This is a genomic window from Arthrobacter sp. 2MCAF14 (assembly GCF_052115645.1).
Classification (GTDB): domain Bacteria; phylum Actinomycetota; class Actinomycetes; order Actinomycetales; family Micrococcaceae; genus Arthrobacter.
Genome location: NZ_JBFRHB010000012.1, coordinates 1 through 22,784, shown reverse-complemented (window position 1 = coordinate 22,784; position 22,784 = coordinate 1). Strand labels below are relative to the sequence as shown.

The window sequence follows — 22,784 nt, the reverse complement described above, 5'->3', positions numbered from 1 at the left end:
GATGAAGGGAGTGGGTGATGGGGGATCACGGAACGAGCAGGGCTGACTCGTTGTCTCCCCAGACCCAGCTTGCTCGCCGTCTAAATCTGCTGCTCGACGTCGTCGTTGCCGAGCGGGGGAAGCCTGTGACATTTAAGGAAGTTCAATCGGAACTCGCTCACCGGGGAATCAAGCTTTCGCGCGCTCGCTGGTTTTACATGAAGGAAGGGTCCGGCCGACTGGTCACAGACCCGGTCCTCCTGACCGGCCTGTGCGACATCTTTAACGTCGATCCGTCCTATTTGGTTGGCGGCGACGCCGCGTTGCCGAACCGAATCGACTCTCAGCTTGAGTTCGTCAAGTCTTTGCGGGCAGCCCGGGTTAAGTCATTTGCTGCGCGGACCTTGGGGGATGTATCGCCGGAAACCCTGCGCGCGATCTCCGAATTCCTTAACAAGGACATCGGACTCCATCCGGAGGGGGAACGCGCTGCGGCTATTCCTCCAGCAGATACTGAAGATGAGCCGCCAGTAGTGCCTTGATGCGCTCAGAGTTGGCCGAGTATCGCGGTGAGCGGCCGTGCCTCCGACCGGGTTCCACGTCGACGATGATTGCTCCAGCCTCTTCGAGGGCCAGGAGGTGTTTGGCCACGCTTGGCTCGCCGGCACTCACCGCATCCACGATGTCTCCGCGTGTTGCCGGGCCGTGCGCTGAAAGATAGCGGAGGATTTCGTTCCGCGACCTATTGCCAAAGGTCGCGACGGCAGCCTCGACGTCGGACGACCAAGCGTCGTCGTGGGGCTGGGTAATCCTTGGCATGGAACCATTCTTACCGAACGCGTACGGAAAAGTAAGTCCCGCAGTCTTGACGATACTTTACTTATTTTTGACAATAGTTTGCATAGCTTTTGTTGCGATTGTGGGTGGGGTCGATTCTGGGCTGACACCTCATGTGCGGGGGTACCCGCGTCGGACTATTGGAGTCTGTTTTTGTCGAAGCGGTGAAGACCATGAGTGTCGAAGACGGGGCGAATCAAGCCCAAGAAAAACAACCAACACCACCAGCGACCATTGATGTTTCCCTGACTAGGCCTCTCGAGCCTGTGCCAATTCCGGTTGACCAGATCATGGTGGCCGTCGAGGGGGTACGACCTTACGTCGTTTCCCACCTCTCCCGGATCGGGCGAGCGTGCGATGCGGACGACGTCATGCAAGACATCCGGTTGGCCGTCTGGGATGGAGTCGCACGCGGCCACTATCGCCAACTCCCCGGTGTTCGCTTTGAGGCGTGGGTACAGGGAGTGACCGGAAACCTGTGCGCCGCGCACATTCGTCGTGAGCTATCCCATCAGACGTTGCCGCTACTGGTCGAACCAAGCTGCGGTGATTGCCCGGGTTCATCTGACGCGCTCGCTGTCCTGGCTATTGACCGGAACTGGGACAGAGGCGCTGACGGGGTAATAGACCAGGAATGGGCGCGAGCGATCATCACCCTGACCCGAGCCAGTGTGAACGAGAGCGTTTGGGCCCTAGCGATGGACAGTCGTACTGCGCCGCGTCGATACGGTCCGCCCTCGCCACAGGATCGCCGCCGCTGGCATGCGGTGACAGTGGTGCGCCAGACGGCGAGGACTGTTCAAAGCGCCCTGGACGTGGAGCCGGCAGACGTCCGCAGCTTGGAAGATCTCTGCCAGTACGCAGCTGAATGCTTGCCGACTCTAGTGCTCCGGCGAGTTGCATCGACCATCGTTCGTCGTGGTGTTCGTGGGCCGGAGAGAAATCGAGCCCTGGAATCTTTGGCCGCGGAGCTCGGGGTCACAGAACGCTATGTCGCTGTGCAGATCGGCTTTGCACGTCGCCTGTATCAGGCGTCGTGGAGGATTCTCCGGAATGGAATGACAACGGCCCCTTGAGTCATGTCGTGAGCCGGTGCTGCTTGCAATGAAGGGGACAAGGAGGCAGAAATGGGGCTGGTGCTGAGGCGTGTCCTGCTGGGCTCAGGGAAACGGCGGTCCTGGGGGATCGTCGTCCTGGCAATTCTGAGCGTGGTGGCGGCCATGGTCATTCTTGCGCTTCCCGCGGGCGGGACCCGAACGGAGCCTGCTTCACCGTCGACGGCGGGCCTGGCAACCCCTGGCCCGGCGGCGTCGTCGACCTTCTCGCCAATCGCATCGCCGACGTCGGCTTCCGTGTTGGAAACTCCGCCCGGGATCGGCGAACCACGCACAACGGACTATCGGAGGCTCGCTTCCGCGGCAGCGACGGCGATTTACACCTGGGACGCGAGAACGGCGTCGTACTCTGAGGTCTACTCCCGGCTCCGGGACTGGTGGGACGTTCTGCCGGACGGGTCCAACCCCCTAACGGTGTTTGTACAGGAATTCGAAGCGACCGGCGTCAACGCGGGAACCTATGCGTCATTGGCGGGAGAGCGGGCGCGCCGTTCGGCGACGGTCCAGTCCCTTGTGTGCGACGGCGAGCTGGCCAAGGTGCGCGACCACCCGGCGCCCTGGGTTGGCCTTCACGTCTGCACAGCCACTCTGAGCGTTGTGGATCAATCGAACTCGGACCGCAATGCCTACGCGGCTCCCGTGAGCGTCATGGTGAATTGTCCACCGGCCAGTACTGCGCCGATCGATCATTGTGTCGTCGTTGGCTTCTACGCGACGCCGAGCAGAATCGTCTACTGATGCCCGTTATTACGGTTCTGGCTGGCTTGGCGAAGCGCCGCGCTATTCTGCGGGCATCGACGGCTGTGGTTATGGCACTGACCCTGGTCTTTGCCTTTGCGTTTTGCGCTGGTGTGGCAGTGTTTGCCGCCAACTCGGCGACCGCTGCTGGTGCTTGCTCGTTTGGTGCGATAGCCAATGGCCAGCCGCCAGCGGATGGAGCCAGTGGTCTTGAGATTCTGCCACACAGCCAGGCGCCGGCCACTCTCACTTACGCACAAGTATCAGTTGCCCGGATTTACATCGCAGCCGGAAGGCAAATGGGAGTGCCGAGGGACGGCCAGATCATCGCGATCATGATGGCCCTCCAGGAATCCGGACTAAGAGTTCTGGCGAACACAAACGTTCCCGCTTCGCTCTTGGTTCGGCATGACGGAGTCGGCAGCGACCACGACTCCCTTGGCACCCGCCCAGCAACGTCCAGCCGCTGGTTGGGGGACCATCGAGCAGCTAATGGACCCTAACTACAACGCTCGGGCCTTCTACGGCGGACCGAGCGGTCCCAATCATGGCAGCCCGCCAGGGCTGCTTGATGTCCCCACTTGGCAATCCATCGATAAGGGTCAGGCTGCCCAAGCTGTTCAAGTGTCGGCCTTTCCTGAGCTGTACGCGCGGTGGGAACCTGAGGCAACGGCAATCGTCGAAGCGCTCGCCGGTGGCGCTGCACTGGTTTCTTGCGACAGTTCTCCTAACGGTTCGGCGCCGGCGGGAGTAACGCCAAATTTGAGCCAGATCCGGAAGGACATCCTGCACTTTGCTCAAGAGGGGCTGGGCGGGGCATACGTGTGGGGTGGAACGGCGTTCAAAGCGTGGGACTGTTCGGGTTACGTTCAATGGATCTATAGGCAGGCGGGGATCAACCTCCCGCGTGTAGATCAGTGGACCGTGGGACATCCAACTGATAATCCGCAGCCGGGGGATTTGGTGGTGCAGAACCCTCAGGGTCCCAACAACTGGGGGCACGTCGGCATCTATGCCGGTGATGGCATGATGTACAGCGCGCTTAACCCAGCCGTCGGGACGTTGCGGCATCCTGTCGATTGGAACTCGGGCACTGCGTACTTTGATCTGGTTCCATAGGCATAACGGCGTGGCTGTGCTGAGACTCATCAGTCATTGGGAGTCCCGTCCGCGACCTGTGGCTAACTCCAGAAGGCTGAAGGTCAGCGCCGTTTCCCGCCAAAACGAAAAGTTAGGCCTGGAAGCAGCCGCACTGTTATGCGTCCTCGGCTATTCACAGTGACTGCCCCGATCCTCTCAGACACCGAACCGCCTGATTTTGAGAGATTGAGTGAGGACCGCTTTCCAAGCCGAACCCTCTTGCGGAATATGAAGCCCATCGAGCTCTCCTTATGAGTTCCAGTGGTAGTGGCCATTCTTGTCCGGGCCCTTGCCTCCGCAGGTGTAAACATTGCCTGCGGCGGAAATTCCTTGCATTCCAACGTCGGCGTTTGGGCAGAAAGCGCCAGGGATCACCCCTTGAACCAAGTTTGTTGCTGGAGCTGGAGCTGGCGGCGCTGCTGGGGCAGCGGGTACTGCGGCCGGCGGTGCGGCTGGGGCTGCGGGTGCTGCCGGAACGACGGGTGCCGCGGGCACTGCAGGCGCTACGGGCACAATTGCGGATGTGGTGGGCTCGGTGGAGATGACCTGTGTCGGGGAGGGCGTCGGTGTCGGAGTGGGCGACGCGCTGGGGGTAACGGCCGGGGTCGACGTGGAAGTACCTGAAGGCGAGGGGCTCGAATTTGCCGAAGTTAAAGCTGGAGCGGTAGAAGGCTGGCTTGAGATGGAAGGCTGCACATGCGAAGCCGGCGCGATGGGGGTGGCAGCGACGGCTCCGCCCATAGCGACGAAACCGATGACCAGGCTTCCCGCAAATGCCGCAAGGCCTATCTTGCGGCTCGGAAGGTGGGCCCAGGACCGCCGTCCAGTGACCATTGTGTACAAGGCCGTGCCGAGGAGGAAAAGGAAAAGGAGCAGGACCCATACCGCGGGGGCGCCTGTTGTAAACGTCAAAATAAGCAGCAGCAGTGAAACGGCCAAGCCCACCTGGGTGGAACGGCCAAGAGATCGGATCGTTTTCAAACTATTCCCCAAATTATGTGAGAGCCGGGCGTAGGCCGCTCGCGATTGATAAGTCCACTCATTAGTACAGGATAAAAGTGGCATTTGGAATGCATAAAACGAACTCGTCTCGTCATGTCGTTCCACCCCACGGTCTCCATGAAGTCGTGAGCCTACACAGCTCATTCCTCTGGAAGACGACGGACGGAGCACTCGATGTTGTTGGCAGCGGTAGATCCTGGTATCACCCCGAATCCCAATTTCCCGTTTCTTGCCTCGCTCAAGGAGATCGGCGGCGGCATCCTCGTCGGTGCCTTCATTGTCATCGCGATCGTGGCGATCGTCGGCGCGGCAATGCTCTTGGCCGGCAAATTGAGTCAGTCGTCGCGGCTGGCGTCCGGGGGCGGCATGATCTTGCTCTGGACTGGTCCGGTGGCTGCGATCTTGGGCGGGATCAACGGCTACATTCTTTGGTCCCAGTCGGCGTTCCCGCTCGGATTCTAGGTCCGATCTGTTATGCCGGTTCAGTGTGACCTGGATGGGTGGTGGCCGCCTGGGTGCGGGCTCGTCTCTCAGGCGAACGATGGTTTCCTCGGAGCTGTCACGGCCCTTTTTGCGGATATTCTCCAGAACATCGCGTCCTGGATCTGGTCGTTCATCACGGGAGCCTTCAGCGTCTCGAACGTTGATGATTCGCAGTGGATCGCCGTGCAGGGGCTGACGAATTGGTGGGTTGTCGTCATGATGACGCCGCTCGTCGTGGCCATGATCCTTCAGTTGCTGTCGGGTCTGATCAGCCAACAGCCCCGCCGTTTGGTGAGGGCCGTGGTTGGTGGTGGGGCGGCGGTTCCAATGATCGCCGGTGCCATCTACCTGGTTCGTGAGCTCACCCATATTGGCGACTCCGCGTCGCAATCAATCTTCGACTCTATGGGGACGGATCCCTACGTGGTGTTCATGCGGCTCTTCGGCTTCGAGCGGGCACCTGCGGGATCCGGACGGGACTGGAACGTCGTGTCGTTGGCTCCCGGCTCGAGCAGCGGTGCAGCCGGAGCAGTGATCGTGACGGCGATGGCCGTCATCGTTGTCTGGATATTGGCCTTCATTCTGATGTGTTCGATGATCTTCCGGTCATTCGCGCTCATCGTGCTTGCCGCCGTCGCCCCGGTCGCGCTCATGCTCATGCCGTGGGAGAAGACGAAATCCTGGGCACGACGGTGGTGCGAGATCGTCGTCGCGCTGCTCCTCGCCAAGCCTCTGGCCGCAACCGTTCTGGCGGTTGCCATCAAGCTCTTCGCCGAGTCGAAGTCGTTCGCTGGGTTGGCTGCCGGCGTCGTCGGAATGACGCTGGCGTGCGGCGCTCCTCTGATGGCCTTACGGCTTGTAAGTTTCGCCGGTGGAGAGCTGGCGGCGGCCGCCCAAACTGCCGGCGGCGGCCACGTCCTTTCGCGCAGCTCCAGCTTCACGGCAAGGCAGATCAGCCGACACACCGGTGGCCGATTCACCCTCGCTGGCATGGCTGCCCGCTCGTCGATAACTCGCCCGATCCCGTCCAGTCGCCCCCAATTTCCGACGACCGCGTTGCCGCCTAGGGTCCCGCTGCCAGGAACGCCGACCGGCACGACGACCTCGCGAGCGGATGCCCGAAAGGACACCCCATTGATGCTCGACGTCGGCGCATCGGCTCCCAGTCCAGCCTCGCCTCGGGCGCGTCGCACAAGCGCGTCGTCGGCGACGTCTGGGGCGCAGACTCACGGATCTACTCAGGGCATCATTGACGATCGACTGAGGCCTTCAGCGTCGCGTTCCTCCGCCGTTCCTGAAGCCTCGCCATCGATAGCACCGCCGGTGCCACCCTCGGTCCGCTCGCAAACGATCGTCCAGCCCCCCGAAGGACGGTGAATCCGGTGTCTGAGAATGCGCGGACCCTCGAGGCCGTCAAGTTTCCTCGTTACGAACGTCGCGGCTTGTTCATGGGCTTGAAGTGGTATCAGTTGCTCCTCCTGGCGTGCGGGGTCCTTGTGGCGAGTGTGGCCTCAGCGGCAAACGGACCGGTTGGACTATTTGCGTCGGGACCGATGTGGCTCGGGTTGATGCTGCTCGGATTGCTGCAGTACTCACGGATTCCATACCCGGTATGGGCGGCCCATGCTGTCCTGTTCTTCCACCGATCGTTAGTCAGTCAGACCCGTTTTCTCGTCCGGCCCGAGCGGGCTGTCCTAGCGGGGCGCTTGGCACTTCCGGGCGGATTGGGAAACCTCGAGCTGCGTCGGACCTCGCGGGGGGAGTCTTTTATCGTGGACGCCCGGGGCAAGGAGGCCATCGCGGTACTGCGGTGCAGCACAAGGTCTTTTGCGCTCTTGGACACTGACGACAAGGCCTGGGCAGTGCAGGCCTGGTCCCGTGTTCAGGCAGGTATGGCCCAGCGCAGCACCGTCGCGAGAATTGCCGTCCAGGACTATACGGTTCCGTATCCGTCGCAGGCGCTGCGTGACTTCTACGAACACGCCGTACCGCATCGAATTGGAGACACGGGAGAACTGAGCTGGGGCGAGCGTTCGTATGAGGATCTGATTTCTGCAGCTGGGTCGACGATGAGCCACGACCTGCTTCTGACTCTTGTCGTGGACACGGCCAAGGCCCGACGGCGGATCAAGGAGTCCGGCGGGGGACCGGTCGGCGTCGAACGAGTACTTCGGCTGGAGGTGGAGGCCATGACCACCGCACTGGGAACGCACAACGTCAAGGTCGAGGAGTGGCTCCCCGAGGACGGGATCCTTGACGTCCTACTCGGCGCCTTCGACCCGGCCGCAGTCGCCGTTCGCCCGCCGGCACCAGCCACCGAACCCAAGAGCCACAGCGATACGGCGTCCAAACTGCCTTCAGGCCCCATGGCCGTCGAGGAGCACTGGAACTATGTGCGCACCGACTCCGGTTTTCATCAAACGTTCTGGATCGCTGAATGGCCGCGGCAGAAGGTCTTTCCGGGATTCCTTCATCCATTGATTTACGTGGGAGATTTCCGCCATACCGTGACTGAAGTGATCCGGGCAGTGCCCACAACTGAGGCGCTGCGGGATATCCGCTCGGCCCAGGAAGCCCATGAAACCCGGCGTCGAATCAACACAAGGTTCGACAGGCCCCTCACGCGTGAGCAAAAGGCGGAAGAAGAGGAGGTGGCCCAGCGGGAGGAAGAGATCGTCGCAGGCCACGGTGATGTGCGGCCCGCGGCGTACGTCACGATCACTGCAGCCACTCTCGAAGATCTGGCGAGACACAGACAGGAGCTTGAATCGGCGGCTGCAGGGGCCTTCGTTGAATTGCGGTTGCTGGCCGGGCAGCAATGGGCGGCCTTCGTGGCCGGTGCCCTGCCGTTCGGGAGGGGGCTCCGATGAAGGCGACCAGGCAAGTTGTTCAATACCTGCCGTCGGGTGGAAACCGCCGGTAGAGGAAGGAACGACGTCGGCACAATGTAGCGGGGGAGAGCGGACCGTGGTTGTCGGCTCTGCGGAGCTTCGGAGAGAGGCTCGACGGACGGCTGCACGGTAACGAACACAGTGGGGACTGGGGGAGCCGGGAACCAAATTCTTTGCGGGGCCCGCATCGGCTGCGTCCGTCACCACACCGCGCTTCCACGCTGACTTTCGCGGCGGCCTATCCGTTCATCACCGAATCGGGGCTGGGCCATGAAGGAACGTACATCGGCACGGACGTCTTCGGGTCCGGGGCTTTTTCCTACGACCCGTGGATTCTCTATGACAAGGGCGTTATAAGCGGTCCGTCGATCGTGGTCATCGGGACAGTGGGTACGGGCAAGTCCATGTGCGGCAAGTCGTTGGTGGCCCGGTCGATCACGCTGGGGCGGAAGGCCGCTGTAGCCTCTGACCCCAAGGGCGAATGGGTTGCCGTGGCCAACGCTGTTGGCGGCAAAGTCATTTCTGTCGGCCCCGGGCGGACTGCCCGGGTGAACCCCCTGGACGCGGGCCCGCGTTCCAGCGCGCTGAGTGAGGCGCAGTGGCAGGCCGTGGTCCGCCAACGCCGTCGATATCTGTTGGTGGCTTTGGTGTCGCTCATGCGGCAGGGGATGCCGCTCCGTCCTGTGGAGCACACGGCGCTGGATATGGCGCTGATGGAGACTGTGGCCCAGAACTCGAATCCGACGCTGCCCATGGTCCTGGACCACCTTTTGAACCCGTCGAAGGAAACGCTCGGTCTCGTCGGCAGGGACGGGGGGACCGCTGTCAGCCATTCGCTGCGGCGCACTGTTTCCGGCGATCTGGAAGGAATGTTCGACGCCCCTTCCACCGTCGCATTCGATGCCGATGCGCCCATGATGGTCATGGACACTTCTGCCCTGATCGGTGCCTCGGAGCAGGCGCTGTCACTTGCCGCAGCGTGCGGGGCGACCTGGCTGGAGGCGGCGGTCACCAATCCCGACGGCGGCAAGCGGCTAGTAGTCTACGACGAAGGTTGGCGGATGCTCGCCGATCCCTACATGCTGGCCAAAATGAGCGAGCAGTGGCGACTGGCCCGCACCTACGGGATCGCGAACCTGCTCATCATGCACAAGGTCGCCGACCTCAACGAGATCGGCGACAGCACCAGCGGACACCGCCAAAAAGCCCTTGGACTCCTCACCGAGGCCGACACACGGATCATCTACCGACAAAAGCACGACGCCATGCGCCTGACCAAGGAAGCCCTCGGCCTGACCGAAGCCGAATGCGAACACGTCGAGAACCTTCCCAAGGGCGTCGGACTCTGGAAAGTCGGAAACCGCTCCTTCATCGTTGCCAACCGTGTCACCACCGATGAGCTAGAAGTCTTCGGCACAGACGACCGGATGATCTGATGTTCACTCACCCGCGCGCAGGAAACACCAGCCCCCTCATCACCGCCGGACTCGTCACGCTCTCCGGCCTTGTCGGATTTTCCTTTCTGGTCCAGGGAGCCGCCCGACTTGTCGTCACTTGGCGCTGCGGCACCACGCCGCCGTCACCGCTCAACCCGGCGGCCGCCGTCGGACTCTTCACTGGCCGGATCGATTGGATCGTGCGCCGAACTCCCGACTGCGACATCGACACGGGCGATGTCTGGTGGATGGTCGGCCCGGTACTGGTTCTGGTTGCTGCGCTCGCGGTGAGCGGGATCTGGGCCTGGCGAAGATGGAAGCAGTCGGGGGCTTGGCTGCGGCAGGAGATCTTGAACCGGGATGGCATCGCGCGCCGCTCCGAGATTCTGCACGACTTCGGGGCCAGAGCTGTCCGTCGGCGGGGGAAGTTCACCCGTCCCGGGCTGAGCAACCCGAGTATTCAGGACCTTTCCTGGACGCTCGGCCGTTCACGCGGTGTCACGATCCACGTCTCCACTGAAGAATCGATGGTGATCCAGGGGGCGCCGCGTTCCGGTAAGGGACTCTACGTGGTGATCAATGCCATTCTGGACGCGCCCGGCGCCGTGGTGACGACGTCCACCCGGGCGGACAATCTCGTGGTGACGATGAAAGCCCGCGCCTCGGGGGACAGGCCTGTGACCGTGTTCGATCCGCAGGGGATGTCGGGGCTGGCTTCGACGTTGCGCTGGTCTCCGGTCCGTGGTTGCGGGGATCCGGATATTGCCACGCGCCGGGCCTTGGTCGTCACGGCTGATACGGAGATGAAGGGTGAGAACGCGGCGTGGCAGAAGCGCTCGCTGATCGTCCTGCAGTGCCTTCTCCACGCGGCGGCATTGAGCGGCGAAGGTGTCCGTGCATTTCGGCGTTGGTCCTCAAGCCCGGTGCTCGCGCGGGAGGCTCTGGAGGTTCTCAGCGGCCCCGGGGCGGCGCTGGGGTGGCAGGCCGACCTGATGGGAATCCTCGAAGACGACCCGAGGAACACCTCGAACTCCTGGATCGGCGTGTCGGCAGCTGTCGCGCCGCTGTCCTCGCCGAAGGTCATGGCCGCACTGGATCCGCACGACGAATCGGAAGAGTTCGACCCTAAACAATTCATCCGTGATCGCGGCACGCTGTATTTGATCGGCACAAGGGCAGGGGCCGCCGCTGCAGGACCCTATCTTTCCGCCTTGATTGATGACATCGACTATGCCGCCCGGGAAATGGCGTTCGTCTCGCCAGGCGGCCGGCTCGACCCGCCACTTTCTCTGATTCTCGACGAAATCGCCAACCTTGCCCCGTGGCCGGGTTTGTCCATTGCCCTTTCGGACGGAGGCGGAATCGGCATCTCGACACTTGTGGTGTTGCAGTCGCTGTCCCAGGCCCGGACAGGGTGGTCCATCGACGAGGCAGCGACGATCTGGGACTCGGCCATCATCAAGGTGATCTTCGGGGGCGGCTCCGACGAACGCGACCTCCGCTCGCTCGCGGGACTGCTGGGGGAGCGGAGTCTCACGCTGACCACCCGTTCGTGGTCCTCGCAAGGCCGCCAGGACGGAGAGCAGATCCGCGAGAGCCCAGTCATCGCCCTGGATGAGATCCGCCGTTTGCCGGTCGGCACGGCCCTCATGCTCGGCCGGCGAACCAGACCGATCCTGTTGGACCTGCGCGAATGGCACAAACGCAAGGACGCGGCCGAACTCGGACGCTCCAAGGCAGAGACCGAACGCGCCCTGACCGAAGGCCACAGACAACGCCAACTGACAGCCGAAGGGACCAGCGATGGGGAACTATGACGACGTCGAATACTTCGATATCCCCTCAGCGGGATCGGACGACGACGAGCTGACAGCCGAGCTGTTCCGCTCAGCTTTCCGCGCCACGGGCGGATCCCCCGGGACGACCCACCGGTGGCGGGACATGAGCCCGCAGCAGGCCGAAAGCGTCTGGGCTGCGCTCGCAGCCTGGGTGAGGTGGATGGTCGCCACCTATCAGCTGACGACGTCGGTTGTGCCGGACTGCTGGTGGCACCACTCCGAGATCGTCGCCGAGCTCTACGCCCTGCAGCGGGCAGAACAGGCGTCCTACACCGCCGACGACGCCGGCTTCGGCCCTCTCGCGTTTCACGAGCGGCTCCCACACGCCGTCGAACGCCTCCGGAACCACACCCGGACGGCCGGGTGCGTCGGCCTGCAGTCGCACAAAGAACCCACCCCAAGAGTCCTCCCGGCGGATGATCCCGGATTCATGGAATGGCAGACAGCTCACCATCAGCCGGGGGTCGAGTTCTGAAGTCATGTCGTCTGCCCGCCAGGGGGACATGAACAGATATCCGCGTTTGTGGATTCCAAGAGGCATGGAGGTGGCCGTTGTGGCTTCCAGAGGTGAAGGCGCTCCCCGTTCAAAGCGGCCAGACGCCGGTTCGACCGGGCCCGCTACGTCGCGGCTGACACCGGAAGAACGCATCGTGGCACTCACCGACGGCCTCCACATGATCCTGGAACAGGCCGTCGAATCGCCGTCGCAATGGCAGGTGCTGCTGGACGCTTCCGCCACGCTCTGGCGTTACTCCGGTGGGAACGTGGCCCTGCTCATGATGCAGATGGCACAGCGCGGCACCGAGGAACCCACTCTCGTGGCGGGGTACAGGGAATGGGAACGCCACGGCCGCGCGGTGCTTAAGGGTGAGCACGCCCTGTGGGTGATTGCTCCGCGTACGGCACGCATGCAGGAATTCACGCTGCCCGACGGGACCCGGCAGCGGATCCGGGTAGGGGAGAAGCTACCTCGTGGCGCCGTCGAGGACGGAAAGAAGACGGTCATCACCGGTTGGCGTGGGCAAGCCGTCTTTGATGTCTCGCAGACTCAAGGGACTCCGCTGCTGGTGCCGCGGGACGTGGCTCAGTCCGGCATCGACGCTTCGGAGCTCTTTGACTCACTGGCGGAGGTCGCACACAAGCATGGCTTCGAAGTCCACATCGACAGCACCCAGTACGGACTCACCAGTGGATACACGGATTTCTCGAAACGCCGCGTCCAGGTGGGAGCGTGGCTGAGCGCTGAGGAGCGCACCGCCGTGCTCGCCCACGAGCTCGGGCACGTACTGCTGCACGGCCCGGACGACGACGTCGGGCGGCTTTACGGCAGCAGTGCAGACCACCGAGGGCTTGCCGAAGTCGAAGCCGAATCTGTTGCTTACACGGTGCTGCGGGCCCATGGGATCGACCGCGGACCACAATCGGCTTCCTACTTTGCCGGATGGGCAGACGCCGTCATCGAGACAGAGAACGGGGCCCCGGCGCGGGGCGCGGACAGCAAACTCCCTGTCTCCCGAGTGGATATTGCGAAGTCCGTGCTCGGACGAGTCACAGCAGCATCGAAGGGGATCCTCGAAGTCACTCATCCACCTGGCTTCGGGGGCAAGGTACTCGCCGCCGATGCCGACCCACGGCTCAACCCGGTTGTGTCCTACATCGGCCTGGGACAGCCTGCCGCGTTGGTGGACGGACCCACAATCGCGGGCCCTGGAATCTGACTCTAATCTGTCCGGTGGGAGAGTCCCGCTGGGACCGGAAAGGAAAAACAATGAGCACCAAAATCCCGATCAGCATCGCCGGCAACCTCGTCGCCAACCCTGAGCTCACCTACGGCGAGTCCGGAGTGGCCCACGCCAAGCTCCGCGTCGCCGTCAACCAGCGAATCCAAGGAGCCGACGGAACCTGGCAGGACGGTGAACCCGTCTTCCACAACGTCTCCGCCTTCCGCGCGCTCGCAGTAAACGCCGCGAACTCGCTGAAAAAAGGCGATCCGGTGACTGTGGCAGGAGAGCTCGAATTCCGTTCCTACGAGAAAGACGGTGAGAAACGAGAAGCCCGCCGCATCGTGGCCGACACGATCGGGCCGGATCTGCGCTTCGGTACCGCCGCCTATCAGCGATCGGTGCACACAGCCGTTTCTGGGCCCGATGCTGGCATTGGGGCAGACCTGCAAGCGTCGGCTTCAGCGGAGGCCGCCTCACCTGTGTACAACATTGCTACGAAGAGCCCAGTGGTGGTGCCCCCTTTCGGGGCAGCGCAGGGGAGTGAGATGAGTTACTAGGCCGCCGTACGGCGTCTGTTGTGGATAAGATCCGATGTGCCCCATGTTGGCGCATCGGATTCTTTCTCTCGATCCTTGTCGCAGAATTGCACGGTCCGCCGACGGCACGGCAACGAAGCGGGGTCGGGGCTGTTGGACGGTTGAGCTCGGGCAGCAGGGTGGCGAAACGACCGGGTCTTTGACCAGTCGTAGGCAGTGATAGATCGTCTAACACGGGTGGGGGTCGTCAATTGCACGCTGCAACGCGATGCATTTATCCGTGTGGCTAACTGGCTCTGCTGATGCGTGCCACGCATATTCGGCCGTTGTCGGGCCGCTGGATGAGTGCCCGCCGTTTGCCGTCAGCGATTAGCTTAAGGCTGACTTTGTCGCCTTTACTTGCGGGGCCGATCGGGCTTACGAGCCGATAGAAGATATAGAACGAGCGCCGGTTTCCTGCGGGGTCCTTCGCTTCGAGGCGGATCGTGACGCCGTTCCGGCCGGCGGTCTTCCGGGCGACGGTGACCTCGACCTGCCGCCAATGCTTTCCGGAGGCGAGCAGTTTCCGGATTCCGCCGTAGTCTCGTAGCTCGTTCATGAGTGCGAGGGCGATTGCGGTCGGGAGGATGAGCAGAAATATGCCCATGGCCAGGGGGTCGGGATGGTTTGCGTCGTTGGCGCCGTCGATCCAAACGTCGTTGGGATCGGCTGTGTTGACGTCGATAGTTGTCCGGAACCCCGGCGCGGGCAGAGTGTTGCAGTTCGCGTTGACGTTGGCGACGCTGTGCAGTTGGCGGCCCTTGATGGTGTAGTCCACGTCCAGTTGGCACGAGGAATCGCGGCGTGCCGAGGTAACAGTGTGTGCCGTGACCGTCCCATCGGTCTTGGTGTGGGTGGCGAGTGCGTGGTTGATCCCCGCGATGACGGCCCATCCGAGCCAGCCTGAGACCGATGCGATGGCGATGACAGCAGCGGCGCGTTTGAGCCAGACCCTCCTGCGAAGCCAGCTGCCCTTCCACATTGGCGGTACGGAGTCTGGCGGTATGGTGGCCGCTATGCGGGTTTCCCTGGTGACCTGGACCCATGGTCCCGTCGCCTCGCTGCCCGTGGCCGCCGACGGAGCTGCGATGGTTTCGCGTGCAGAGTGGCGAGGGGATCTCTGTGGAAGATTGCCGAGCTCGGACAAGGTCAGGTTGGCCTTTGCCGCGAACCATGTGCGGGACATAGCGCTCGTGTTCCACTCGCTCTCGACACCTTGCGTGGCGCATCCTTGCCGGTCAGAGTCCAGGGCAAATACCGGCCGGTTCCGAATGCTCCCGGAACCAATAATCCTTCGGAAACCAGTTCTTTGATCGCTTCGAGGGTGAGCTCCCTAGCCCGTCGATGATCCGAAAGAACACCAGTGCTCCGTGCGACGGCGACTAAGTCGGATGCGCTCAGCCAGCGGTCAGCCGCGGCCGCTGCCATCAGCGCCTCCCGGAGAGTGCCCGACTTCATGCGGGCACGTCGGCAGGAACATCGCCTGGGGCCCGAGATGAGTTGTGTCCACAGATGTACTTCATTCGTATTCCCCGCGCCGCGTATGAGTCATACGGCAACCTACCGCACGATCGCGACGCGAACACCCGCGACGCGCGCCCCCACGCACGGCCCCTGAGGCCGATACGCCGACCTCGACTAACAGCACTACCCTGCCGAGGTGCCGCCTAACACCAACATGGACACACTTTTACAGAAGCCGACTGCGGTCGGCCCAATGCCCGCTTACCTGAGAGATACACTCTGACGATGGGGGATTCGAGTGACGGCGAAGACAACCACAGACGGGTCATCGGCGGTTCAGCACGTGAGCCACGGAAGGTGCCTGAGCGTATTCCGCTGTGGAAGCTTGAAGAAATGCTGGGGGAGCATACGCCGAGCCCGACTGCCTGGCGTGAAGCGGCTGCTCCCACCCCGCGACCCAAAAAACTGCGGCGGGTTGCCAAGGCTGTTTCGATCGTCACCGGGATCGTCGTGCTTCTGGCAGGGCTCTATTTCGTGGGCCCCTTTGTGCCCGGACTGAACGGGCTTGGTGGACTAACCGGCATTGCCAATCCGGGTGGCGCTGCAGCCGGCGCGGCGGCACTCCAGGTAAGGGATCATCCACCAGCGGGTATCGGGGAGAACCCGGGCCCGCTTGGGCAGCCCGCACCGCTGACCGTGACCAGCAAGTCTTACGCCTTCCTGCAGAAGCGTGAGGACGGCAGCCCGGTTACCTATGATCCGTGCCGGGCGATCCATTACGTCACCCGGCCCGACAACTCGTTGGCCGTCGGCCCCGAGCTCATCCAAGAAGCTATCGCTGCGATCTCCCATGCGACTGGACTGACCTTCGTCAACGACGGCGACACCACTGAGGCGCCATCCGTGGACCATCGGTCATATCAGAAGGATCGATACGGAGACCGCTGGGCTCCTGTGCTCATCGCCTGGGAGACCCACGCTGAACAACCGAAATTCACGAATCCTGCACAAGGGGAAACCGTCACGGGTCTGGGAGGCAGCGAAGCTGTCAACTTCGGAAATACCGGCTTCACCTACGTCAGCGGGCAGGTGGAACTGAACGGCCCGGCCCTTCAAAGAATGTCCGCGGAACTCGGAACGGAACAGGTTAGGGCGGTGATCGAGCACGAGCTCGGTCACGTGGTGGGCCTAGACCATGTCAATGACCCGAGCCAGATCATGAATCCCTCCGAGATTCCAGGCGTGGTGACCTTTGGTGCCGGGGACCTCACCGGACTCTCCCTCCTCGGCCAGGGAAAGTGCCAGCCCACCTTGTAGGGAAGCGGGCAGGGACAGCCGCACACATAAATGGGAACCTGAGAACACCGTCCGTGAAGCGGCGCCGCGGGGGACCTTTGGCCCGTCGAGCTAGTCAAAGACGATGACGGACAGCAGTGCCCCGAAACGGTAACTCCCGTCGTCTGAACTAAGAGCGAAGCAGCTGCACGAGACAATCCCGTAGGCGGCCATGACCCCATCGAAAGTTCGAAGGCGCAGCCCGACGTCGACGGCGGCTTCTTCCAAAACATCCGGGAGCTCTTGGTCGACTGAACACAGGAGGGGCTCGCGGCGCAGCCCGTCCTATTCAAGGGTGGCAACACCCCATGGATGCTGGGGCAGACACCTTGATGCCCGCGGACTCCAAGCTGTCCGCGAGAAGGTTGCGCGCCGCGGCCCGCCATCCCAGCAGGAAAGGCTCCGACAGCGCGTCCCACTTCTCCGAACTCCGGACAAGCTGACGAGCGGACCGGACGAGTGCCGAAAATGTCTTCAAGAACGGCATGAGCACTCCGGGACCTACCGTTAACGTCGGTTGGCTGGTTCCCGACAAATACGGACGGCTAACCGTCGGAGAATTGGATTTCGTTGGGTTGTTTGAGGCGACTCTTGGCTGCGTGCTCAACCAAGAGTGGTACGTAGTCCCGGATCGGGCCGCTGTTCAGGTTCGAGTGTTCTTCGGCGACGATTGTTTCGATGTCCGCGCGGGGAATAGTGGGGAACCGCTCGGCCACCTTGTTCAGCCACAAAGGCCCGTGCTTCGTCTTCCCTCGTCATAGGGCTAAGCGTCCAATCCGATCGTGGGGGGCCAACAAAATGACTAGGGCGGTCGAGTGGGTTGACGAACCTAGCAGCGCGGAGAAAATCGGTCGCGAAATTCCTGGGGCGCGAAGCGGAGATGGTATCCCCGCCCGGACGTACTTCACGCGCTCGGCCCAGCCGGGGCAAGAGAGGAGCCAACTACTTGATGCTCATCGACTTGGCGCGAGGTTCACGGCCCTGTCCGGACATGCCTTCCTTGCTTGGAGCCCAGGCATGGCAATTCGAAGCCTGTATGAAGTACGCGGCCGGCCATGGCGCACCAGGCCTTGCCTGGGTCGGATCCGGTGATATCAACAGAACCGACCCTGCCCAGATGGGTTCGGCCAGGGCCTCCAGCCATGCAGGCTGAACGTGACCGAAGCGGTTCCAATTGATAGTGATCCACGAACCGGTTGGATCGAGGGCGTCGACGCTAAGCACCGTGATTTCTGTGGTCGTGCCGTGTGTCCGCCGCGCATCTTCGAAGTGACGCCACTTTGCATTGGCTTCCACAAGCCAAGCGCGACGGCGACGAAACCGTACCAGCCAGACCGCGCCGACGATGGCGGCGGAGCTGACTTCAGCCGCCGAGCCGAGCATATGCGCCGTATCTAGGGACCAGCTGTGAGCCAGGTTTCCAAGAAAGTACGCCGCGCAAAGCGCAACCGCGGCGCTGGCAAGAATCAGAGCGGGCGTCGCAACCTTCGGCTTGATGACTGGGTTTGAGACCATGGGATGCCTTCTTGCTTAGTTTAGAGCTGCCAACCGACATTCATAAGGTCCGCCTCGCGGTAGACGGAGTCTGCTCCCCAAATGCCAGCCTGCTGACGCCAGACGGCCTGTGACACTGTCCGGCTAATGAGGCGTTGGATGGTTTCGTATTGCGATGCCCGTTCCCACTCATACTCGCCGGGAACAGGCCCGAGGGGGACAGGTGAGTCATCGATGCCCCACCTGTCTCGATAGATGGCGACCCTGCCAATCACGGAAGGAATGTCGTCCTGTGACGACAGGTTCTGCAGGAGATTTCGCTTCCACTCGGTGTCGTGCATCAAGGCCGTCGCCGTGACCTTGGTAGCCCTGCGCCGGATCCGTTCCGATACCTGGTTGATCATGTCGGCGAGGTCGGGCCGACCAGTGTGAACACGCTGCGGAATGATGGGCGGGTAACTAACGGGCATTGTGGACGCAAAATTGAGGAGTCGGGAATGAATTATCGAAGTCAGATCCCTGGCTGACCCGCTCGTTTCCAAAGCCTTGACAACTGTCCGCTGGGCGCCCTCGCGACTGATCCCCGAGGATCGGCGCCACGCTGCCACGGTTGCACCCCAGGACGGGGCGCGCTGCAACTCGTCGAACCTCGAAGGGGCGCGCGTCTTGAGAAACTCTTCCAGATCCTCGGCAGCAGCAATTTGCGCGAGGTAGTCGTATTCGGCGCTGAGCCGTTCCAGGCTATCGGCGCGCAGTTGCTCGGCCTCTCGCACTTCGTGGGCGGTCCGTTCGGCACCTTCGGCCTCCAACACTTCACCTAGGATTTCCCGCCACGATGCCTGAAGGGATGGATCCAGAGGTTCGTGATCCGCGGGGTCGTTCTCACTGATATACGCATAGTTTCCTCCACGGCCGCGAGTCATGCTCACGTACAGCAGCTCACGCGTCAGCCCGCCCTGAGTCACGACGGTATGGCCGGCGTCGACCGTGATCCCCTGGGAGCGGTGGGCCGTCGTCGCGTATCCCAACTCAACGGAAGCCTCAACGTAATCGCGCCGCAGCGAAACAGTCGCGCCGGTATCCCGTCGAACCGCCACAAGGGAGCCATCGCGCCTCCCGACGCGTACGACGTCGAGCAGCGCGCCATTGCGGATAAAGTCACCGTTGCTGTCCGCAACAGTGCGGTCGTTGCGGCGCGCAATGACTGTGTCACCGCGGCCTGCTCGGAGGCCGTCGCTCAGGAGGACCGTGTGTTCGGCGTCAACAAGCCCTTGGATGACGCGATCTGCTTGGGCGCGTTCGTTGAGCATGCTGACTGTGTCGTTGTCCGCGGCAATCAGGATGGACGACTTACCCGCCCGGTTGTCCGATTGCCAGTCCAGGTATGCCTGATCGACCATGTCGAGGTAAGTGCCGTGCCGAATGCGCTGGTGCCGGTCGTAGTCGACGATGGCTTCGAAGTTTCCGGCACGGAGTTTCAGCGATGCCTCCCGCTCCCACGCGTTTTCGAAACGCCAGATCGTACTCAGCCGCGCCGCTTTGCCCTCGCGGTCCAGCCAGCCAAGAACACCGCCGGCGTCGATGGCATCCAGCTGGGCCGGGTCACCCACCAAAAGGACCTTGGCCCTGGCGTCCCGGGCCTGTTGCACGAGCGCGGCGAGTTGAACGGTGGAGACCATGGAGGCTTCGTCGACGACGACCAACTGGTGCAGATGGAACCGCCACCGGTCCTGCTCGGCGGCCAAACGAGTCGCTTCCTGTGCGAACGCGGTCCCTGTAGCCACGACACTGCTCAGGCGCCTCTCTACGTCAAAGAAGCGCTCTGCCCGACGTATAGCCCCCTGGCCGACCGACTCGTAGAGCCACTTCGCGACATTCTCCGAGACCATCGACAGCTCCCGGCCAAGGACCTCGGCGCTCGCGGCCGCAGGTGCCAGCCCGGTCACGCTGCCGGCACCGAACTGTTTCTCCCACGCAGCCTTGATCGCGCCGAGCGTGGTGGTCTTGCCGGTCCCGGCAGGCCCGACGACGGCATCAAGCCGGTTGCCACTCAGCAGCACCTCAGCGGCGGCGGCCCGCTGGTCAGAGTGCAAACCGAACTTGCCGTGATGGCGGTAGCCGGCGAGTGCATCCGTGGCGATAGACGCGCGGACAACCGGTCCGCCGTCGTCATTCCTTGCCGCCATAACGGCCTCCTCGCAAGCGAGCGTGCCCGCGTCGGTGAAAAGACGCGACCCATGGAAGTCGAAAACGCTCCGTCCGCCAAGGCGAAGATCCGGCAGCGCCCCCGCGGCGACGCTGTACCGGTATTCGTTCAGCGGGACCGATCGGGCCTCAGCCGCGGTGGCGATGGCGTCGATCAGGGCGTGGCGGTCACCCGGCGCCAGGCAGCGGATCGCGGCGCAGACCCGTTCCGCCTCGGCCAGCAGATTCCAGCGGTTCCACGTCGCGCGCTTGGCTGCCACCAGATCCCGAGTCAGGGAAGCGACAGCCTCCACCCAGTCGGCGGCGAATTCGGACGAGCGGAAAGGAGAAGTTTGCGACCGTCGGATGGTGGATTCCAGCACGCGGCGGGGGTCGAAACCCTTGGACGAGGCCCTTTCGCGCCAATGAGCCGAGAGCTGATGCAGAGGGGCAATCGTTTCCGGCTTCGCGGTTCGCGTGGAGAGGGTCGCTTGTTGTCGGAGCTTGACTGCTTGCGTTGGGGTTGGTCTCGTGCCGCGGTTCTTGGTCCATTCGGCGACGAGGCGGTCGGTTTCCTGATCGATGAGGCGGGAGCGGTTGGAGAATTCGCGGATCAAGACGTCTTCGATGCCCGTGAGCTGAGCGCTCGGATTGCGGGTGTTTGCCAGGGGATTGCGGATATCTGTATCGGTGCCGAGGTCCCGTTTGAGGGCATCAAAGAGGAGACCGTTGTAGTGCTCGCTGGCGGCGACGGCGGCCTTGTAGAGCGTCCGCGAATCGACCGTGACCCAGGCGCCGTCCGTAATCCTTTGGACCCGGTTGGCGATGACGACGTGGGTGTGCAGTTGCGGGTCTCCCGAGCGTGATTCCCAGTGGTCGAACGCCGCGGCGATGACGCCGCGTGTGCCAACGTGGGCGACCCCATTGCGTCCGGCCCGGGTGTGGATGACCAGCTTTTCCAACCAGTCAAGCGTGGCGTTGATGGCGTCGTGGTGGGTTTCAAGGATCTGGTCCTGGAGGCTCCGCGGGCTCAGCGCCCATAGGACGGACACAGATTTAGGGACGCTGAATGTTAGATCGAAGCCGGCGACGGCGCGGCGCACCTCGGTTTGTCCTTGTTTGGTTTCGACCACGGTCGGCTGGCCGTGTGGACGGCCCAGGGGAGCGCCCGTGTCCGGGTGGATGGCACTGTCGAAGATGGCTTTTGCGTCGGATTCGGTAACTGCATCCCCAGCTGTGCGGTTGATGCCGGTCAGGCCAGAGCCGAGCCAACGGCCTTGCGGTGTCCCGGCCTTCATGTAGTACGTGGTCGCGTCAGGGGGAGTGGTCGTCAGGTCGTCCATCATTGTGGTCTTGAAGAGGTATTTCAGGCCTGACTGTGCGGAGAGTCGGGCGATGGACATGGTCATCGCTGTTTGGCTCCTGTCTTTCGGGCGGTATTCATCCAGCCGTGACCGCGGAACAGTTCCATAACGGTGTTGTCGAGTTCGGCGCCGGTGGCCCGGGCGAGAGCTAGTAGCCTGCTGGCGAGATGGACCAAGTCGTGGGCGTCGGCTCGCTGGCTGGTCTTAAGGCGGCTGATCTCAGTTTGGAGGCTTTTGATGGTTGCCCGTTGCTCACCGTTCTCGGCTTCGAGGTGATCGACGGCGGCGGATTGGGAGCGGAGGTGGGCATGCAGGAAATTTTGGTTCTGCTTGCTGACGGCGAGATCGGCGATGAGTCTGGCTCCCGGGTTTCCAAGATGAGCTGCAGGTTCGATGACTCTGTCCTGGGCCGCAGCGAAAGGCAGCGCTGGACTCGCTCCGGCAGTCCGGTTCCGCCGTCGACGGTCCCGCTTTCTGTTGGCACACCGGGCTGAGCAGAACCGCTGCGATGTGCGCGACGGCTCGAAGGTCTCCTTACATTCCTCGCAATTCTTCCCACTCATGATCGTTCATCAGGGTGGACCCGATCGACAACATGACTTCGCCGTGAGCCAGTGCTCACGGCGAGGGCCTTTGGTGCCAGAGGTGTAAACGGATGGGGAAGTTCCTTCCGCGTGCAGTGGGGTGAGAATTGTGGTGCCCCTTGGCGACGTCGAGGCACACTGGTGCGGGGGAGCCCGTAGAGGTGTATGACGCGGGGTCCGTGGGTGTGCCGGATTGTTGCGGTAAAGCACGTGGGTCTGTGTCCTGATCAGAGGATCCTCCAAGCGGCGTCGATATCGATTCTCGCTTCAAAGGATGGGTGATTCTGATGGACGTGATGTTCGAGCGCGTTGCCGGGCTGGACATCGGAAAGAAAACGGTGACCGTGTGCGTGCGCACCCCAGGGCCGGGCGGCGGTCGTCACGGCGAGACGCGCACGTTCCGGACCATGACCCGCTCCCTTGAGCTGATGAGGGACTGGCTGGTCGGGCAAGGCGTGACGCTGGCGGCAATGGAGTCGACCAGCACCTACTGGAAACCTGTGTTCTACGCCTTGGAAGAGCGGATGGAGTGCTGGCTGCTCAACGCTGCCCACATGAAGGCCGTCCCGGGCCGCAAAACGGACGTCAAAGACGCTGAGTG

The 22,784-nt window shown here is 62.7% G+C and carries 22 protein-coding genes; 16 read left to right on the top strand and 6 right to left on the bottom strand.

Features of this window, described 5'->3' with window-relative positions:
• The first annotated feature begins 17 nt into the window (after positions 1–17).
• Positions 18–521, top strand: coding sequence for a hypothetical protein (locus AB4074_RS10295; protein ID WP_441413305.1), 504 nt, complete (start codon positions 18–20; stop codon positions 519–521).
• Here the strand turns inward: AB4074_RS10295 and AB4074_RS10290 are convergent.
• Positions 475–798 carry an ArsR/SmtB family transcription factor gene (locus AB4074_RS10290; protein WP_441413304.1) on the bottom strand — a complete coding sequence of 108 codons (324 nt, stop codon included), beginning with the start codon at positions 796–798 and terminating at the stop codon, positions 475–477. The two genes, AB4074_RS10295 and AB4074_RS10290, sit on opposite strands and share 47 nt — an antisense overlap.
• 131 nt (positions 799–929) lie before the next feature.
• Here AB4074_RS10290 and AB4074_RS10285 point away from each other — a divergent pair, with 131 nt between their 5' ends.
• From AB4074_RS10285 to AB4074_RS10270, 4 genes are read left to right on the top strand one after another with little or no spacing between them, the layout of a single operon-like run.
• Positions 930–1,892, top strand: coding sequence for a sigma factor (locus AB4074_RS10285; RefSeq protein ID WP_441413303.1), 963 nt, complete (start codon positions 930–932; stop codon positions 1,890–1,892).
• A gap of 51 nt (positions 1,893–1,943) precedes the next feature.
• Entirely contained in the window at positions 1,944–2,669 is a 726-nt protein-coding gene (locus tag AB4074_RS10280) for a hypothetical protein (protein WP_441413302.1), read from the top strand.
• Positions 2,669–3,172 carry a hypothetical protein gene (locus AB4074_RS10275; protein WP_441413301.1) on the top strand — a complete coding sequence of 168 codons (504 nt, stop codon included), beginning with the start codon at positions 2,669–2,671 and terminating at the stop codon, positions 3,170–3,172. The genes AB4074_RS10280 and AB4074_RS10275 overlap by 1 nt, the downstream gene beginning before the upstream one ends.
• On the top strand, positions 3,162–3,788 hold the full coding sequence (locus AB4074_RS10270) for a C40 family peptidase (RefSeq protein WP_441413300.1): 627 nt from the start codon (positions 3,162–3,164) through the stop codon (positions 3,786–3,788). Before AB4074_RS10275 ends, AB4074_RS10270 begins: the two co-directional genes overlap by 11 nt.
• 83 nt (positions 3,789–3,871) lie before the next feature.
• Here AB4074_RS10270 and AB4074_RS10265 read toward each other — a convergent pair whose 3' ends face one another.
• A complete protein-coding gene (locus tag AB4074_RS10265) occupies positions 3,872–4,048 on the bottom strand; it encodes a DUF4236 domain-containing protein (protein ID WP_441413299.1) in 177 nt (58 codons plus the stop codon).
• Between the two features lie 937 nt (positions 4,049–4,985).
• Between AB4074_RS10265 and AB4074_RS10260 the strand changes: the two genes are divergently transcribed.
• The 8 genes from AB4074_RS10260 (at position 4,986) to AB4074_RS10225 (ending at position 13,740) form a co-directional block, all read left to right on the top strand.
• Positions 4,986–5,273, top strand: coding sequence for a hypothetical protein (locus AB4074_RS10260; protein ID WP_078108165.1), 288 nt, complete (start codon positions 4,986–4,988; stop codon positions 5,271–5,273).
• A gap of 12 nt (positions 5,274–5,285) precedes the next feature.
• Positions 5,286–6,671, top strand: a complete 1,386-nt coding sequence (locus AB4074_RS10255; RefSeq protein ID WP_441413298.1) for a type IV secretion system protein — start codon at positions 5,286–5,288, stop codon at positions 6,669–6,671.
• Between the two features lie 5 nt (positions 6,672–6,676).
• A complete protein-coding gene (locus AB4074_RS10250; RefSeq protein ID WP_441413297.1) occupies positions 6,677–8,164 on the top strand; it encodes an SCO6880 family protein in 1,488 nt (495 codons plus the stop codon).
• A gap of 194 nt (positions 8,165–8,358) precedes the next feature.
• On the top strand, positions 8,359–9,621 hold the full coding sequence (locus AB4074_RS10245; RefSeq protein ID WP_441413296.1) for an ATP-binding protein: 1,263 nt from the start codon (positions 8,359–8,361) through the stop codon (positions 9,619–9,621).
• A complete protein-coding gene (locus AB4074_RS10240) occupies positions 9,621–11,438 on the top strand; it encodes a type IV secretory system conjugative DNA transfer family protein (RefSeq protein ID WP_441413295.1) in 1,818 nt (605 codons plus the stop codon). The genes AB4074_RS10245 and AB4074_RS10240 overlap by 1 nt, the downstream gene beginning before the upstream one ends.
• Positions 11,425–11,934 (top strand): hypothetical protein, encoded by a 510-nt coding sequence (locus AB4074_RS10235; RefSeq protein ID WP_441413294.1) that lies wholly within the window; start codon positions 11,425–11,427, stop codon positions 11,932–11,934. Before AB4074_RS10240 ends, AB4074_RS10235 begins: the two co-directional genes overlap by 14 nt.
• Before the next feature lie 175 nt (positions 11,935–12,109).
• A complete protein-coding gene (locus AB4074_RS10230; protein WP_441413293.1) occupies positions 12,110–13,177 on the top strand; it encodes an ArdC-like ssDNA-binding domain-containing protein in 1,068 nt (355 codons plus the stop codon).
• 50 nt (positions 13,178–13,227) lie between these two features.
• Positions 13,228–13,740: a single-stranded DNA-binding protein gene (locus AB4074_RS10225; protein ID WP_441413292.1), complete on the top strand. Its 513-nt coding sequence runs from the start codon at positions 13,228–13,230 to the stop codon at positions 13,738–13,740.
• 265 nt (positions 13,741–14,005) lie between these two features.
• On the opposite strand, the gene AB4074_RS10220 is transcribed toward AB4074_RS10225, so the two are convergent.
• Positions 14,006–14,944 (bottom strand): hypothetical protein, encoded by a 939-nt coding sequence (locus AB4074_RS10220; protein WP_441413291.1) that lies wholly within the window; start codon positions 14,942–14,944, stop codon positions 14,006–14,008.
• A gap of 563 nt (positions 14,945–15,507) precedes the next feature.
• Here AB4074_RS10220 and AB4074_RS10215 point away from each other — a divergent pair.
• Positions 15,508–16,539, top strand: a complete 1,032-nt coding sequence (locus AB4074_RS10215) for a matrixin family metalloprotease (RefSeq protein ID WP_441413290.1) — start codon at positions 15,508–15,510, stop codon at positions 16,537–16,539.
• A 563-nt stretch (positions 16,540–17,102) separates the two neighbouring features.
• On the opposite strand, the gene AB4074_RS10210 is transcribed toward AB4074_RS10215, so the two are convergent.
• From AB4074_RS10210 to mobF, 3 genes are all read right to left on the bottom strand, one after another.
• The gene (locus tag AB4074_RS10210; RefSeq protein ID WP_441413289.1) at positions 17,103–17,288 is read right to left on the bottom strand and encodes a three-helix bundle dimerization domain-containing protein; all 186 of its coding nucleotides are present in this window, start codon (positions 17,286–17,288) and stop codon (positions 17,103–17,105) included.
• A gap of 211 nt (positions 17,289–17,499) precedes the next feature.
• A complete protein-coding gene (locus tag AB4074_RS10205; protein WP_441413288.1) occupies positions 17,500–18,072 on the bottom strand; it encodes a hypothetical protein in 573 nt (190 codons plus the stop codon).
• A gap of 20 nt (positions 18,073–18,092) precedes the next feature.
• Positions 18,093–21,644 (bottom strand): MobF family relaxase, encoded by a 3,552-nt coding sequence (gene mobF, locus AB4074_RS10200; RefSeq protein WP_441413287.1) that lies wholly within the window; start codon positions 21,642–21,644, stop codon positions 18,093–18,095.
• A 122-nt stretch (positions 21,645–21,766) separates the two neighbouring features.
• On the opposite strand from mobF, the gene AB4074_RS10195 reads away from it, so the two are divergent.
• Complete coding sequence (locus AB4074_RS10195; RefSeq protein WP_441413286.1) at positions 21,767–22,093, top strand: hypothetical protein; 327 nt, start codon at positions 21,767–21,769, stop codon at positions 22,091–22,093.
• 377 nt (positions 22,094–22,470) lie between these two features.
• Positions 22,471–22,784 (top strand): IS110 family transposase (locus AB4074_RS10190; RefSeq protein ID WP_441413375.1); only part of this gene is annotated, 314 nt, incomplete at its 3' end.